Annotated in this window: 14 protein-coding genes; 7 read left to right on the top strand and 7 right to left on the bottom strand. The window is 68.2% G+C overall.

Annotation, left to right across the window (positions count from 1 at the left end; translation table 11 throughout):
• Window positions 1-51: 51 nt before the first annotated feature.
• Entirely contained in the window at window positions 52-1,545 is a 1,494-nt protein-coding gene (yczR, locus tag GUI70_RS11045) for a MocR-like transcription factor YczR (RefSeq protein ID WP_161882371.1), read from the bottom strand.
• Window positions 1,546-1,605: 60 nt separating this feature from the next.
• Here yczR and yczE point away from each other — a divergent pair, with 60 nt between their 5' ends.
• Window positions 1,606-2,211 (top strand): membrane protein YczE, encoded by a 606-nt coding sequence (gene yczE / locus GUI70_RS11040; RefSeq protein ID WP_161882370.1) that lies wholly within the window; start codon window positions 1,606-1,608, stop codon window positions 2,209-2,211.
• A gap of 26 nt (window positions 2,212-2,237) precedes the next feature.
• Here the strand turns inward: yczE and GUI70_RS11035 are convergent, their stop codons facing one another.
• From GUI70_RS11035 to GUI70_RS11020, 4 genes are read right to left on the bottom strand one after another with little or no spacing between them, the layout of a single operon-like run.
• Window positions 2,238-2,999, bottom strand: coding sequence for a YIP1 family protein (locus GUI70_RS11035; protein ID WP_161882369.1), 762 nt, complete (start codon window positions 2,997-2,999; stop codon window positions 2,238-2,240).
• Window positions 3,000-3,048: 49 nt separating this feature from the next.
• Window positions 3,049-4,035 (bottom strand): CPBP family intramembrane glutamic endopeptidase, encoded by a 987-nt coding sequence (locus GUI70_RS11030; RefSeq protein ID WP_161882368.1) that lies wholly within the window; start codon window positions 4,033-4,035, stop codon window positions 3,049-3,051.
• Between the two features lie 42 nt (window positions 4,036-4,077).
• On the bottom strand, window positions 4,078-5,127 hold the full coding sequence (locus tag GUI70_RS11025) for a threonine aldolase family protein (RefSeq protein ID WP_237724848.1): 1,050 nt from the start codon (window positions 5,125-5,127) through the stop codon (window positions 4,078-4,080).
• Between the two features lie 54 nt (window positions 5,128-5,181).
• Window positions 5,182-5,832, bottom strand: coding sequence for a peptidylprolyl isomerase (locus GUI70_RS11020; RefSeq protein ID WP_161882367.1), 651 nt, complete (start codon window positions 5,830-5,832; stop codon window positions 5,182-5,184).
• 145 nt (window positions 5,833-5,977) lie between these two features.
• Here GUI70_RS11020 and GUI70_RS11015 point away from each other — a divergent pair, with 145 nt between their 5' ends.
• The 4 genes from GUI70_RS11015 to GUI70_RS11000 are packed head-to-tail and all read left to right on the top strand — an operon-like array spanning window position 5,978 to window position 8,597.
• A complete protein-coding gene (locus tag GUI70_RS11015) occupies window positions 5,978-6,502 on the top strand; it encodes a GNAT family N-acetyltransferase (protein WP_237724847.1) in 525 nt (174 codons plus the stop codon).
• Window positions 6,483-7,376: an NAD(P)-dependent oxidoreductase gene (locus tag GUI70_RS11010; protein ID WP_161882366.1), complete on the top strand. Its 894-nt coding sequence runs from the start codon at window positions 6,483-6,485 to the stop codon at window positions 7,374-7,376. Before GUI70_RS11015 ends, GUI70_RS11010 begins: the two co-directional genes overlap by 20 nt.
• A 28-nt stretch (window positions 7,377-7,404) precedes the next feature.
• Complete coding sequence (locus GUI70_RS11005; protein ID WP_161882365.1) at window positions 7,405-7,788, top strand: 4'-phosphopantetheinyl transferase superfamily protein; 384 nt, start codon at window positions 7,405-7,407, stop codon at window positions 7,786-7,788.
• A complete protein-coding gene (locus tag GUI70_RS11000; protein WP_161882364.1) occupies window positions 7,788-8,597 on the top strand; it encodes an HAD-IIB family hydrolase in 810 nt (269 codons plus the stop codon). Before GUI70_RS11005 ends, GUI70_RS11000 begins: the two co-directional genes overlap by 1 nt.
• A 46-nt stretch (window positions 8,598-8,643) precedes the next feature.
• Here GUI70_RS11000 and GUI70_RS10995 read toward each other — a convergent pair whose 3' ends face one another.
• Entirely contained in the window at window positions 8,644-10,011 is a 1,368-nt protein-coding gene (locus GUI70_RS10995) for a class I SAM-dependent RNA methyltransferase (protein WP_161882363.1), read from the bottom strand.
• Window positions 10,012-10,111: 100 nt separating this feature from the next.
• Here GUI70_RS10995 and GUI70_RS10990 point away from each other — a divergent pair, with 100 nt between their 5' ends.
• Window positions 10,112-10,603, top strand: a complete 492-nt coding sequence (locus GUI70_RS10990; RefSeq protein ID WP_161882362.1) for a hypothetical protein — start codon at window positions 10,112-10,114, stop codon at window positions 10,601-10,603.
• Between the two features lie 251 nt (window positions 10,604-10,854).
• Window positions 10,855-13,056, top strand: coding sequence for a catalase (locus GUI70_RS10985; RefSeq protein ID WP_237724846.1), 2,202 nt, complete (start codon window positions 10,855-10,857; stop codon window positions 13,054-13,056).
• Window positions 13,057-13,281: 225 nt separating this feature from the next.
• Here GUI70_RS10985 and GUI70_RS10980 read toward each other — a convergent pair whose 3' ends face one another.
• Window positions 13,282-13,962: a DUF4388 domain-containing protein gene (locus tag GUI70_RS10980; protein WP_161882361.1), complete on the bottom strand. Its 681-nt coding sequence runs from the start codon at window positions 13,960-13,962 to the stop codon at window positions 13,282-13,284.
• Window positions 13,963-14,114 lie beyond the last annotated feature (152 nt).

Genomic DNA, 14,114 nt, shown 5'->3' with positions numbered 1-14,114 from the left:
GCACGGAGCGGTGAAGTGGGGCCGAACAGCTCGCCAAACCGCCCTGCGCCCTCAAACCCCGCTGAGCAGGCCGCCCATCTCGGAAGCCGCCTTGCCTTGCGGCCTGGCGCTCACCGCCTGGGCGGCGCGGGAAAGCCGCCGGATCGCCTCGCCGATCTCCGCTTCCGGCAGGGTAAAGGGCAGGCGCAGGTGGCGCTCGAACTGACCACCCACTCCAAAACGCGGCCCCGCGATGACCCGGACGCCGAAGCGCTCGCTGCTGGCCGCCAGCGCCGAGCTGATCGGTTGCGGCAAACGGGCCCACAACGACAGGCCGCCCTCCGGTACGGTGAAGTGCCATTCGAGAAGGTGCTGACCGAGCGCCGTTTGCAGGGCCGCGCGCTGCCGCTTCAAGGTGGCCCGCCGCTGTAAGAGCAGCGATTCGGCGTCGGCCAGCAGGTGTGCGGCGGTAAGCTGCTCCACAATCGGCGCGCCCAGATCCGAGGCGGTGCGGGCCGCCATTACCTGGAGAGCCAGCGCCCTGGGCGCACGAATCCAGCCCAGGCGCAGCCCACCCCAGAACGACTTGCTCAGCGAGCCGATGCTGATGATCGGCGCATGGAGCGCGTATCCGGCCAGTGGAAGCGGCACGGGGCCGTCGAGCGCCAGATCACTCAGCACCTCGTCCACGATCACTGGGGTGCGGCCCTCGTCCGCCGCTTCAACGACGCCGCGCCGCTGCACTGGCGACATGCACAGCCCGGTGGGATTGTGGAAATCGGGAATCAGGTACACGAAGCGGGGCGCGGTTTGCCGGAGGGCAGTCCGCAGCGCCGGAAGGTCCCAGCCGCCCGTGCCCAGTGCCACCGGCACGATCTGGCAGCTGGCGGCCCGGAAGGTGTCGAGCGCGTGCAGGTAAGTGGGATGGTCCACGACCACCCGCTCGCCGGGGGCGCTCAGCACCCGCACCAGCAGGCCTAAGGCGTGCTGCGCGCCGAAGGTGACCACGATCTGCTCGGCGTCGGTGGGCAGGCCCCGGCGGGTGTAGCGCTCGGCGATGATCTGGCGCAGGGCGGGCAGCCCAGCAGGAGCGTAGCCGTGACCTGGCAGGTAAGCGGGCAGCGCTTGCAGGGCTGCCGTATAGGCCCGGTGCAGACCCTCGGGTGCGGGCAGGGTGGCGTAGGCGAGATCGAGCAAGCGGCCCGTTTCACTGCTCATCCCACTGGCCGGCTCAAACGGCAGCGGTACCCCCGGCAGGGCCGCGCCCACAGGCAGCGAAGTCAGGCTGCCCGAACCGCGCCGGGTCGTGAGAAAGCCCTCATCACGCAGCCGCAGGTAGGCCGCCGTCACGGTGGTGCGGCTCAGGCCCAACCTGGCGGCCAGTTCGCGTTCGCCGGGAAGCCGCACGCCCAGGGCCAGGCGACCATCCAGCAGCAGGTGGCGCAGGCCCAGGGCCAGTTGCTGGTAGGCCGCCCCGCGCCCGGCCCACTCGCCCAGCAGCGCGGCGACAGCGTCGGCACTGATCGAGCGTGAGCCTCCACTGAAGACAGGCGCAGGAGCAGACATCAAGCCACTTTGGCACAACTGGCTCTAGAAAAACAGTCCAGTTGAGTGAATGCTGGAGGCATGCTGCCCCGCCGCCTGATTCAGCTGCTCCTCGGCCTGTCCCTCTACGGCGTCTCGCTGGCCCTGATGGTGCGGGCTAACCTCGGCCTGGACCCCTGGGACGTGTTTCACCAGGGCCTCGCGCAGCGCCTGGGCTGGAGCCTGGGCACGGTGGTCAATGTGGTCGGCGCGCTGGTGCTGCTACTGTGGCTCTTCCTGCGTCAGCGGCCCGGCGTCGGTACCGTCGCCAATATCTTCGTGCTGGGCACGGTGGCCGACGCCGTGCTGTGGCTGCTGCCGCCCGTCACGGCCCTGCCGCTGAGGGTGCTGCTGCTCATCAGTGGCGTGCTGCTCAACGCGCTGGCAACGGCGGCCTACATCGGCGCGGGGCTGGGGCCGGGGCCGCGCGACGGCCTGATGACCGGGCTGGTCCGGCGCACCGGTCGCCCAGTCGGCTGGGTCAGAACCGCTATCGAGGTGACGGTGCTGGCTGTCGGCTGGCTGCTGGGCGGCTCGGTGGGCCTGGGAACGCTGGCCTACGCGCTGCTGATCGGGCCGCTGGTGCAGGTGCTGCTGCCGCTACTGACGGTGCCGGAGGCGCAGCCCACCGCACAGACGGCCCGCTGAGACAGCCGTCGTCTGTGCGCCCGTCTTTATCCCCCCAGCAAACTCCCCACCGATTTCGAGGCCAGCCAGGCTGCCGCCGCCAGCACCAGCAGCAGCGCGAGTGGGTAGAGCACGCCGCGCCAGGCTTTGTTCGGCTGGCCAGTCAGCACCCGGAAGCCGACGAAGGCCAGCGCGAACTGCCACAGGTACACGGCGTAACCGAGCCAGGTTGTCACCGTGTTGACCGGGTCGCCGCTCGACGCTGCCTGCACCTGGAGGATGTAGGCCTGAACGGTTTTTTGCAGCGCCGCGCCGCTCAGGCCGCTGAGGTTCGGCGCGGCCACCGCGACCTGCGGCGCGAAGAAAAGCGCCACCGGCAGCAGCACCACCGCCCAGATCAGGGTGGGCAAGAAGGCCGCGCCGTAGACCTCGGCGGCGCGGCCCGCCGGACCTGCCCCCAGCGCTCCGAGGCCCCAGAGGGCCAGCCACAGCAGCACCGTGACGAACACGCTGGCAAAGGCGGCGGCTCCGTAGTTGAACAGCGGCGAGATGGCGCTGCCACCCGCCGCGCCCGACAGAATCGACGACTGCGCGCCCAGCACGTGCCGGGCCAGGATGGTGGTCGAGACTCCGCTGACGACGCTGGCCAGCGCCACCAGCCACAGGTAGCGGCCCGCGCTGGGCGGCAGGGCGCGTAACTGTTCGAAAAAGGCAGTGGGCCGGATGAGCAGGTCGGCGATTGAAGGTGCGGGTAATGGAGCGGGCGTGGGCGACTGGAGCAGTGGTGCAGAAGAGGGACGCTTGGTCATGGCTGGGCCTTTGCAGGAATTGGGGGAGAAGAAGTGCGACGCGCCGTCATCACAGGCCCTTGAAGTCCAGATTCTTGAAGATCAGCGGCGCGCTGGAGAGGGCCACCGCCGCCAGCACCAGCACGCCCAGCACGACGGTGCTCAGCGTCCAGACGGGCCAGCGCGGAAAACGCACCTCGGGCGCGGGCGACGTTCGCGGGGTCAGCCACAGCATGCCGATGACCAGCGCAGCCACGCCGACGAGCAGACTCGCCAGGCCCAGCGTCAGCGGAATCCTGACGCCGGTGATGTCGCCGCCCAGCGCGCTGAGGTCCTTGCCCTGGAGGAACGCGCTCAGGCCCACCGCCAGCGCGTTGTTGAGAATATGAATGCTGATGCTGGTCCACAGCGAGCCGCTGTACTGCACGCTGCGCGCCAGAAACCAGGCCAGCGGCAAAATAGCGATGACCTGGGCCGGTGCGCCGTGCGCCAGCCCGAACAGCAAGCTGGACACGAGCGCAGCGAAGACCGGCCCCCGCGCCCACTCGAAGCCGCGCATCAGCAGGCCCCGGAAGGCCACTTCCTCGGCCACCGGAATCAGGAAGCCTGCCACCAGCAGCAGCACCCACACGTCTGCGCCCTTCGACAGGAATTCCGGCACCGTCTGCGCCCCGGCGGGCCACAGGCTCAGCACGAACAGCAGCAGCGCCCGCGACGCCACGAACGCCAGCGCGAAGCTGCCCAGCACCACGCCGATATTGGGCCGGGTGCGCCAGCGAACGTCGCGCAGCAAGGCCAGCGCGGTGCGGCGCATGGTCAGGCCGAAGACCAGCACCACCACCACGAACGACAGCAGCAGCGCTGTACCCAGTGGCAGGCCGCGTGCCAGGGCAATGGCCGACACCGCGTTCTGCGTCACCAGCACGATGATGGCCGCCCAGCCGCCCTCGGCAGGCGTGATCGGCGGCGTGGCCGGGGTGGGCTGGGCGGACGGCAGATTGTCGGCGAACAGCTCGGCGGCGGCGTGCGGAAGCTTGGTGGGCGGCAGCTCGGACATGCCTTCAGGGTAGCCTGTCCGGGCCGGGGAAAGTGGGCCGGTTCAGGCGGTCAGTACCCCGATCGCCTGCGCCAGCATCTCGTCGCCGATCTGGTAATGCAGCACGAAGCGCACGCTGTCCACGTCCAGGGCGCTGGCCAGCACACCCTGCTCGGCCCAGGCGTCCACCTTCTGCTGAGCGCCGGGAATGGTGGCGTAGATGATGTTGGTCTGCACGGCGTTCAGGTTGACGGCGTACCCGGCTTCCACCAGCGCCTCGGCGAGCTTGCGGGCGCGGGCGTGGTCGGCACTCAGGCGCGCCGGGCCGTCGCGCAGGGCGATCAGACCCGCCGCCGCCAGAATTCCGGCCTGGCGCATGCCGCCGCCTAGCATCTTGCGGTAGCGGTGTGCGCGCACCAGATCGGCCTTCGATCCGGCCAGCACGCTGCCCACCGGCGCGCCCAGGCCCTTACTCAGACACAGAGAGACGCTGTGAAAGGGAGCGGCCACGTCCTTGAGGCTCATGCCCAGCGCCGCCGCCGCGTTGGCCATCCGCGCGCCGTCGAGGTGCAGCGGCAACCCTTCCTCGTCGGCCACCGCCCGAACGGCCTGCATCACGTCCAGCGGAATGACGGTGCCGCCCGCCTTGTTGTGGGTGTTTTCCAGGCTGATCAGGCCGGTGGGCGACTGGTGAATGCTGTGCCGCACCGCCCGGCGCACCTGCTGTGGGTCGGGAATGCCCAATGGGGCGGGCACGAACCTGGGCACCACCCCCGAGAAGGCCGCCATCATGCCGAGTTCCCACTCGTAGATGTGCGACCCCTCGGCGCAGATGACTTCCTGGCCGCGTGAGGTATGCATGGCGATGGCCGCCTGGTTGGTCATGCTGCCCGAGGGCATGAACAGCGCCGCTTCCTTGCCCAGCAGTTCGGCCACCGTCTGCTGCAGGGTGTTGACGGTAGGGTCTTCGCCGTACACGTCGTCGCCGACCACCGCCTCGGCCATCGCCTGACGCATTTCGGGGGTGGGCAGCGTCACGGTATCGGAGCGCAAATCGATGCGGGCGGTGGGCACCGGCTGGACGGATTCGGGCATCGGAGCTTGAGCAGTCATGAACAGATGCTAGCGCCCCGCTGCTCCTCTTTCCCAGCTACCCTCCCAGTGACCTCACTTCCCGCCCGTTGCTTCCTCCTGAATCTCCACGCTCTCGATGCGGTCGGGCTTGAGCGAGGCGTCGGACTTCTGGGGATCGATCTTCTGCAGGGCATCCACGACCTTCTGGCCGTCCGCGACCTTGCCGAATACGGTGTACTGCCCGTTGAGAAAGCCCGCCGGAGCCAGTGTGATGAAAAACTGGCTGCCCTGCGAGGAGAGGCTCTGGGCGCGGGCCATGCCCAGCACGCCCGCCGAGTCGAAATTCAGCGCCTTGTCGATCTCCACCGAGAAGCTGTAGCCGGGGCCGCCGGTGCCGGTGCCGGTGGGGTCGCCGCCCTGGGCCATGAAGCCGGTCAGGACGCGGTGAAAGGGCGTGCCGTCGTAGAAATGGTTGAGCGCCAGAAACACGAAACTGTTGACGGCTTTTGGAGCCTGCTGAGCGTAGAGGTCCAGCGTGATGTCGCCGCGCGTGGTCTTGACGACGGCCCGGTACGACTTGGCCGGGTCGGTGACCTGCTGCGGTGCGTCAAATTTCAGGACCGGCGTCTCAGAGAGCGGCTTGAGCGTGACCCAGGTGGCCTGGACCGCGGTGGCCAGCGCCAGCGGCGCGGTCAGAAACGAGAAAGTCAGGAGCGAAACGGTCACCCGAGAAAAGAAGCGCATGTCATCAGGCTAGCAGCGGCACGTGAGGGCTGTCACCTCAAGCATTCTGACGAGCATGCCGTTGTCCGTGACAGGCGCGGGTTTCGGGATAAGATGCCGGGCGATGGTGAGCGAGCAACGGGCGGGGCCAACGTGGGGGCGGGTGATGCTCAAGCCGCTTCTCGATATGAACAACGCCGAGTGGCGCACCCTGTACAGCTATTTCCGCGACCGCGAACTGGCCGACTGGAACGGCGCGCAACCAATCCGGCTGCCGGAGTGGCTGTTTCGCAAGGTGATGCAAGACGAGGAACGCAGCGGCGAGCGCCACGGGTTCGGCATCGTCAACGAGGACGCGCACCTGATTGGTAGCATCGAACTCTACGATCTGCGCCCTTCGCCGCCGGCCCGCCCGACGACGGCCACCCTGGGCGTGATGATCGGCGAGCGGCGGCTGTGGGGCGAGGGCTACGGACGCGAGGCGGTGCAGGCCACCTTGCAGTGGGCCTTTGCCGTGCGCGACCCGGTGCTGCGGCGCATTCGCCTGACCACCTTCTCGCACAACCGCCGCGCCCAGCGGGCCTTTGCCGCCTCGGGCTTTCGTGAGGTGGGCCGCAGCGAGCGTTCCGGGCGCACCGACGTGCATATGGAAATAACCTCGGAGGACTGGCATGCGCGTACTGATTCCTGATCTGCCTGAATTTCGGGCCCTGGACGTACCGGGCATTGAGGCGGCCTACTACCGCGCCGACCAGCTGCCGGACGGCGATTTCGCGGGGGTGGTGGCCTGGGGGTTGCCCAGGGCCATGCGCGAGCGGGTGCTGGCCCGTCCCAATCTCAAGTGGGTGCTGACCCTCACCGCCGGAATCGACGGCTGGCCCGACCTGCTGCCGCCGGGGGTCACGCTCTACAACGCCCACGAACTGCACGACGCGGCAGTAGCTCAGCACGCGGCGGCGGTGCTGCTGGCCTCGGGGCGCGGGCTGATCCGCTTTGCCCAGGCCCGCCACTGGGCGCGCGGCGCGGCGGAGCACGGGCCGCTGTGGACCCTCAAGGACCGGCAGGTGGTGGTGTGGGGCTACGGCCACATCGGGCGCGAGCTGGGCGATCTACTGGCCCCCTTCGGCGCGCAGCTGACCGGGCTGCGCTCCCACTCCACGCCGCAGGAGATCGGGGCGGCCCTGGCAATGGCCGACGACCTGCTGCTGCTGCTGCCGCTGACCGACGCCACCCGGCAGATCGTGAACGCGGACGTGCTCGGTCAGCTGCGGCCCGGCGCGTGGCTCTACAACCTGGGGCGCGGCGAACTCGTCGATCCGGCGGCGCTGCTGACCGCCCTCGACAGCGGCCACCTCGGCGGAGCGGTGCTGGACGTGACCGACCCCGAGCCGTTGCCGGACCATGACCCACTCTGGGGCCGCTCCAACGTGCTGATCACGCCGCACATCGCCAGCACCACCGCAGACATGTCGCAGCGGGCCGCCGGGTACGCCGCCGGGGTGCTGGGCCAGCTTGCGCGCGGCGAGGAGCCGCCCAACAAAGTCGAGCTGGAGAAAGGCTACTAGCCGTGGGCCGCCGCGCCGCAGGAACCGCGTGATCGTGGCCATCGGGCATGATCTGGTGGAGGTGGAGCGCATCCGGGGCTTGCTGGCGCGCGAGGGTCACCGTCTCGGCAAGCTGTTTACCGACACCGAACTCGACTACTGCCGCGCACTCGCCGACCCGGTGCCGAGTTTCGCCGCCCGCTTCGCCGCCAAGGAAGCCTTTCAGAAAGTCTGGCCCCGTCCACACGGCTGGCGCGACGTGTGGGTAGAGCGCCCCCGCACCCCCGGCGGTCCCTTTCCCTACGCGCCGCCGCTGCTGGGCTTTGCGCCAGTCATCGCTTTGGAGATGCAGCGCCTCGGCTGGGTGGCCCACCTGACCCTGACCCACACCCGTGAGCATGCCTCGGCTGTGGTGCTGCTGGAAGCCCGCTGATGCCCCGTGCCAGTACGCTGCGGCTCATCGCCACCGATCTGGACGGCACGCTGCTCGACACGGCAGGTGAGGTCAGCGGGCGCAGCCGCGCCGCCCTTGCGGGTGTGCAGGCGGCGGGCGGCGTGGTGGTGCTGATCACCGGGCGGCCCTCAAGGACGGTGCTGCCGCTGGCCAGTGAACTCGGCCTGGAAGGCCACGTCATTTGCAGCAACGGCGCGGCCATTCACCGCCTCTCCGACGGCGGCGCGGAGTCGCTCTTTCCGGTACCGCCGGGGGTGCTGCGCCGCGCCGTGCCACTGTTGCGCTCGGTTTGTCCCGACATTGGCCTGGCGCTGGAATGGGGCAGCGATATGCGTGCCGAAATCGCCTACCGCGCCGCGCCGGACAGTGTGAATGACGTGCTCAATGTGCTGGACAGTGGCCCCCCCGTGCTGAAGGTGATCGCCCGCTCGGCCACCCGCTCTCCCGTGGCCCTGGCGGAGTTGATCAACGCCTGCTGCGGCCAGGACCTCCACGCCTCCACCAGTGGTGCACCCTTCGCCGAGATCGCTCTGCGCGGTGTGCATAAAAGTGCGGCGCTCGCACAGCTGTGCGCTGCGCTGGAGATTCAGGCCGCCGAGGTCATTGCCTTCGGGGACGCGCCCAACGACCTGCCGCTGCTGACCTGGGCCGGGCGTGGGGTGGCCGTCGCCAACGCCGATGCCGGGGTGAAGGCGGCGGCAAGCGAGTTGACCCTCAGCAACGACGAGGGCGGTGTGGCCGCTGTGCTGGAGCGCTTGCTGGCGGCAGGTGAGATCGGCCCAGGCTGAGGGAGTACAGGACGAGTGAAGACAGGCGAAGGCGGTCGCGGCGAATTTAGCGCCGGGTCAGGCGGCTGACGACTTCCACGTGGCTGGTCTGCGGATAGAAGTCGTGCGGCACCACCTCACCGAGCTGCCAGCCCCGGTTGACCAGATCGCCCACGTCGCGTGCCCAGGTGGCCGGGTCGCACGACACGTAGATCAGCGTCCGGGCAGCGGCGGCGTCGATGGCGTGGCGGGCTTCCGAACTCAGCCCCGCGCGTGGCGGATCAACCACGATCACGTCGGCCTCGGGCAGCGGTGGGCCGACGCCGACGTCCGCATCGGTGCGGCGAAACACCACGTTGCGTTCACCGCTGCGCAGGACGTCGCGCTGGCCGCGCTTGAGCGCTTCCGAAGCCGTGTCGAGCACCAGCACCTGCGCGAAGGTGTGCGCCAGGTGGCGGCCAATCGCGCCGCTGCCGCCGTAGAGGTCGGTGGCCCGCTCGCCGCTGCCTGCCAATTGCGCCGCCAGCCGGTAGGCCAGCCCCGCCGCCTCGGGGTTGATTTGCGCGAAGCCGGAGGCCGACAGGCTCACCTGCACGTCACCGAGCTGCTCCAGGATGGTGGCTTCCCCAGCGATCAGCTTGACGCCCGCCGAGAAGCGCCGCCCCGCCGGTTGAGTGGCCGGACTCGCCAGGGACACCCCGACCACGCCCGCGTCAAGCAGGTGATCCGAGGCCCGCAGGTACTGGCGCGGCTCGCCGGGACCGATCAGGGTAACGACCACCTCGCCGCTCAGGCGGCTGCCCCGGAAGGCGATTTCCTGGGCCGGGTCGAGAAGCGCAGGGTTGAGCCGCGCCATCACCGCCTGCACCGCTTCCATGAGCAGCGGGTCGGGGCCGTCCAGCCGCCGAACGCCCGGCCCACTGCGCTCGCGGTAGGCCAGGCCGCCGGGCGTGATCAGGTACTGCGCGCTGTTGCGGTACTGCCACTGCCGGGGACTCGCCACCGTCGCGGCCACCGGATGGGCCAGCTTGGCGATGTCCAGTCTGGCGATGCGGCTCAGGGCTTCTTCCACCAGTTCGCGCTTGATGCCGAGCTGTGCCGGGTAGCTGGCGTGGGCCAGATCCGTGGTGGGCAGCTCGGGGGCGTCCACCCGGTCAGGGCTGGGCCGCAGCACCCGCAGCAGGCGGCCCTGGCGCACCCCCCGCGCCGCCCTGACCTGAGCTTCGACCTGCTCGCCGCCGAGCGCGCCACGCACCAGCACCACGCCGCCCGCGTGCCGGGCCAGCCCCAGACCACCCGCCACGACCTTCTCGATGTCGAGAATGAGTCGGTCGGGCGTGGCGGTCGGCGGCTGGGCACTCGGGTGCGGAGTACCGGGGTGCCGGGCACTGGGGTCGTGGGCACTGGGGGGTCGGCGGCTGGATCGAAGCTTCATGGCGGCTCAGGCTAGCGCAAGCGGGCGCGGGTGAATGGCGGGTGGGGACATTCGGGGGTTCTCTCAGCCGCCTGCCAGTTCGCCGGAGCTATCATGAAGCATGAACCGCTCTGCCCTTCTTCTCGCTGTGGTGTCGGCCAGTGTACTGGCGGCCTGCGCGCCCACCATAACTGACACGGCGGGCCGTCTCGTCAATACCGTCAGCGGGCAGGAGGGCCGGGTGGTATTTCTCGGCGGCTTCCAGGCGCGCGCCGCCACGCCCGGCATGCCCGACAACGTGACGGTGCAGCTCGGCCAGGAACTTTACAGCGGCCAGTACAGCGTGATCGGCAACGCGGATCCAGTCAATCTGCGCTTTGGCCTAAGCGGCGGTTTCAGCTCCGGTGGGGGCTTTTTCCGGCACGGTTCCGGCATGGGCTTCAGCGCCCCGGCCCGCAACGTGGCCCGGCCCGGCAACCTGATTGTCAAGACCCTCAAGCTCGATGCTGCCGCCGTCAAAACGCTCATCTGCACCTTTCAAGCAGACGCCAGCGGACACGGCGTGGGCGACTGCCAGGGCAGCGACGGTGCGGCCTACGCTTTGCAGTTCTGATACGAACTCCGATTTGCCTCTTCCACGTCCGGTAGGGTGTTCTGCTGGCGTCGGCTCCCCTGAAACGATTTGATCGGGGACCGTATCCAGCAGTACACAGCCTTTCAGGTCGCTTTTCCGAGGGTCACTTAAACCCGGCTTCATCCGATCTAGAAGAACAGCCGCGGTACCATGCTCCGCCGTTGAGCGGCGCTTTACCTTGTGGGTAGATCTGACGTTCGTTTAATACCGCCGGTTTATAACCCCCTTCAATGGTAGCCGTCCGCTCATCCGGCGCGGCCACCCGTGAGGGGGAGCATATGAAGGACGACCACACCAAGCAGCCCGAACAGACCAAGGCCCAGCGCCGCAGCAGTCAACTGTCGACCGTTCAGCAGGCCACCCAGCCGCCCGGTCCCCAGCTGACCGACAACCTCGGGCACGCCATCAGCGACGACCAGAATTCGCTCAGGGCGGGCGTGCGCGGCCCCAGCTTGCTGGAAGACTTCCTGCTGCGCGAGAAGATCAGCCACTTCGACCACGAACGCATCCCCGAACGGGTGGTGCATGCCCGCGGCGCGGGCGCGCACGGCACCTTCCAGGTGTATGACGATTCGCTCGCCGAGTTCACGGTAGCAAAGGTGCTGACCGACCCGAGCCGCCAGACGCCAGTGTTCGTGCGCTTTTCGACGGTGGCCGGATCGCGTGGCTCGGCCGACACCGCCCGCGACGTGCGCGGCTTCGCGGTCAAGTTCTACACCGAGGAGGGCAATTGGGACTTGGTGGGCAACAACATTCCGCCGTTTTTCATTCAGGACGCCATCAAGTTTCCCGATTTGATCCACTCGGTCAAGCCCGAGCCGCACCGCGAGATTCCGCAGGCGGCCAGTGCCCACGACACCTTCTACGACTTCGTGTCGTTGACGCCCGAAACCATGCACATGCTGATGTGGGTGATGAGTGACCGGGCCATTCCGCGCTCGTTCGCCAACATGGAAGGCTTCGGCGTGCACACCTTCCGGCTGATCAACGCGCAGGGGCAGTCGCACTTCGTCAAGTTTCACTGGAAGCCGCTGGCGGGCCTTCACTCGCTGGTGTGGGACGAGGCGCAGGAACTGGCCGGGCGCGACCCCGATTTTCACCGCCGCAATATGTGGGACAGCATCGAGCTGGGGCAGCCGCTGGAATGGGAACTCGGCTTGCAGATCTTCAGTGAGGCGCAGGCCGCCGCCTTCGACTTCGACGTGCTCGACGCCACCAAACTGATTCCTGAAGCGCTGGTGCCGGTCAAGCGGGTCGGCAAGATGACGCTGGACCGCAACCCCGACAACTACTTCTCCGAAACCGAACAGGTCGCCTTCATGCCCACCAACCTGGTGCCGGGGATGGATTTCAGCGACGACCCTCTCTTGCAGGGCCGGTTGTTCTCGTACCTCGATACCCAGATCAGCCGCCTGGGCACACCCAACTGGACCGAGTTGCCGATCAACCGCTCGCTCGCGCCTGTAGCAAATCACCAGCGCGACGGCCAGATGCGCCGGACCGTCAATCCAGGCCGGGTCGCCTACCACCCCAACTCGCTGGGCGGCGGGCAACCGGCGGAGGTACCGGCCGACAAGGGGGGCTTCGTCAGCTACCCGGAAGCGATGGAAGGCACCAAGATTCGCCAGCGGGCCGAGAGCTTTGCCGACCATTACGGGCAGGCCCAGCTGTTCTGGAACTCGATGTCGCCGGTCGAGAAAATGCACATCGTGCGCGCGCAGCAGTTCGAGCTGGGTAAAGTCGAAACCCGCGACATTCGCCTGAAGATGATTGATCACCTGCGCCGCATCAACGCGGTGCTGGGCGATCAGGTGGCCGCCGCGCTGGGCGAACTGGATGTGGCCGGGCCGCTGCCCACCGACGCCGAGCTGATGAAGCTGCTCGCCGGGGCGACGACCCCGACCACCGCGTCGGGCGGCTTGCAGCGCGACGCGGCCCTGAGCATGGTAGAGCACAACACCGCACCGCCCTCCATTCAGGGCCGCAAAGTGGCGATTCTGGCCGCCGACGGCGTGCGGATTGCCGATATCGAGGCCATGAAAGCGGCGCTGGAAGCCCAGGGCGCACTGGCCGAGGTCGTCGGCACCCATCTGGGCCAGCTGAAAGGCGAAGGTGGCAGCGCCCCGGTGGACAAGACGGTGCTAACCACCCCTTCCGTCGTGTACGATGCGGTGTACCTGCCGGGCGGCGCGGCCAGCCTCAAGACGCTGGGCACACTGGGCGACGCCGTGCGCTTCGTGGCCCAGGCCTACAAGCACGGCAAGCCGCTGGCGGCCAGTGCCGACGCGGCAGCGCTGCTGAAGCAGGCGGGCGTGCCGCTGGGTGCCGAGCAGGGCGTCTTCGAGCTGTCCAAGGCGTCCACTGACGATTTCCTGAATGGGCTGGCCCAGCACCGCTTCTGGAACCGTTCTGGCGACCTCGTGCCGGCCTGAATCAAGAATTCTGGTTACTCAGTGATGCCATCACTGTTGACCCGATCAATGGCAGAAGGAAAGCGGTTGCTGGGAAAGGAGTTCTAGAAATGGCGGGGTTCCATTTTTAGAACGAATTGGACGGAAATCGCTTGAATCGAGAATTCTTGCCTGCCCACCGGCGAACAGCCCGTCCAGACTTCTTGGACGGGCTGTTCGCCGGTGCCTGCTGAACCGTTTCCAGCTTCAGTGAAAAGACTCGCTCAGCCGCTTGAGGGTGGCCCGCAGGCTGCTGGCGTGCGCGCCGACCGGCTCTGGGACCGGTGGTTCTGCCGCCGTGGCCCGGAGCTGGGCAGCGAACTGCTGCCGGACGGCCAGTTGGCGCTGCGGCACGATCAGCCCGACAGCGCGCAGGTCGCGCAGCATCAGCCGGGCCTCGCGCTCGCTGTACGGCAGGTGCTGGGCCACGTCGGCGGCGCTCGCCCCGGCCCGCAGCAGTGGCCGAAGCTGCTGCCAGCACCCCTCCAGCGTCTCGGGTACCCGGCGCGTCAGCGGCTCGGCCATGAACTTCTCCTGGGGTTCCGGGAGCTGGTCTTCGGGAACCTGCGCGCTCCGGGCCGCTTTGCCGAGCAGCTCGCCCAGATTCAGGTCCAGCCACAACTTCTCGCCGGGCTGCACTTTGCGGTTGTCGAACTCGAAGGCGCTGACCGGCTGCGTGACCAGGTGGTAGGCGACCTCGCGCACCCGCAACTGCTCCTGAATCTGAAAGCCGTCGGCGTAGAGGGCGCGCAGTTGCCCCGCTTCCAGGTACAGTTCCAGCGTGCGCCCCTGGTAGGCCTGATGCAGCAGTAGGGTCCCGTGCTGGTGTTGGATGAACTTGAACAGGTCGATGAAGGCGGATTGTTCCAACGTGCCGAGCAGGGTCATGGGGCCTCCGGAAAAGCAGCGCCAGATGGATCAGCGGGGATGCGGCGCAGTCCGCCGGAATACGGAACTCAGCGTGCGTGGAGTGATCAGGCGGGTGATCAAAAGCGCAGAGCAGACTGAACAACTGTTCGAAGTCTAATCATCCGCTAATG

It is taken from the genome of Deinococcus alpinitundrae (genome assembly GCF_009982895.1).
Classification (GTDB): Bacteria; Deinococcota; Deinococci; order Deinococcales; family Deinococcaceae; genus Deinococcus; species Deinococcus alpinitundrae.
The sequence above is the reverse complement of the archived record's forward strand: the minus strand, read 5'-3'. Positions and strand labels throughout refer to the sequence as shown.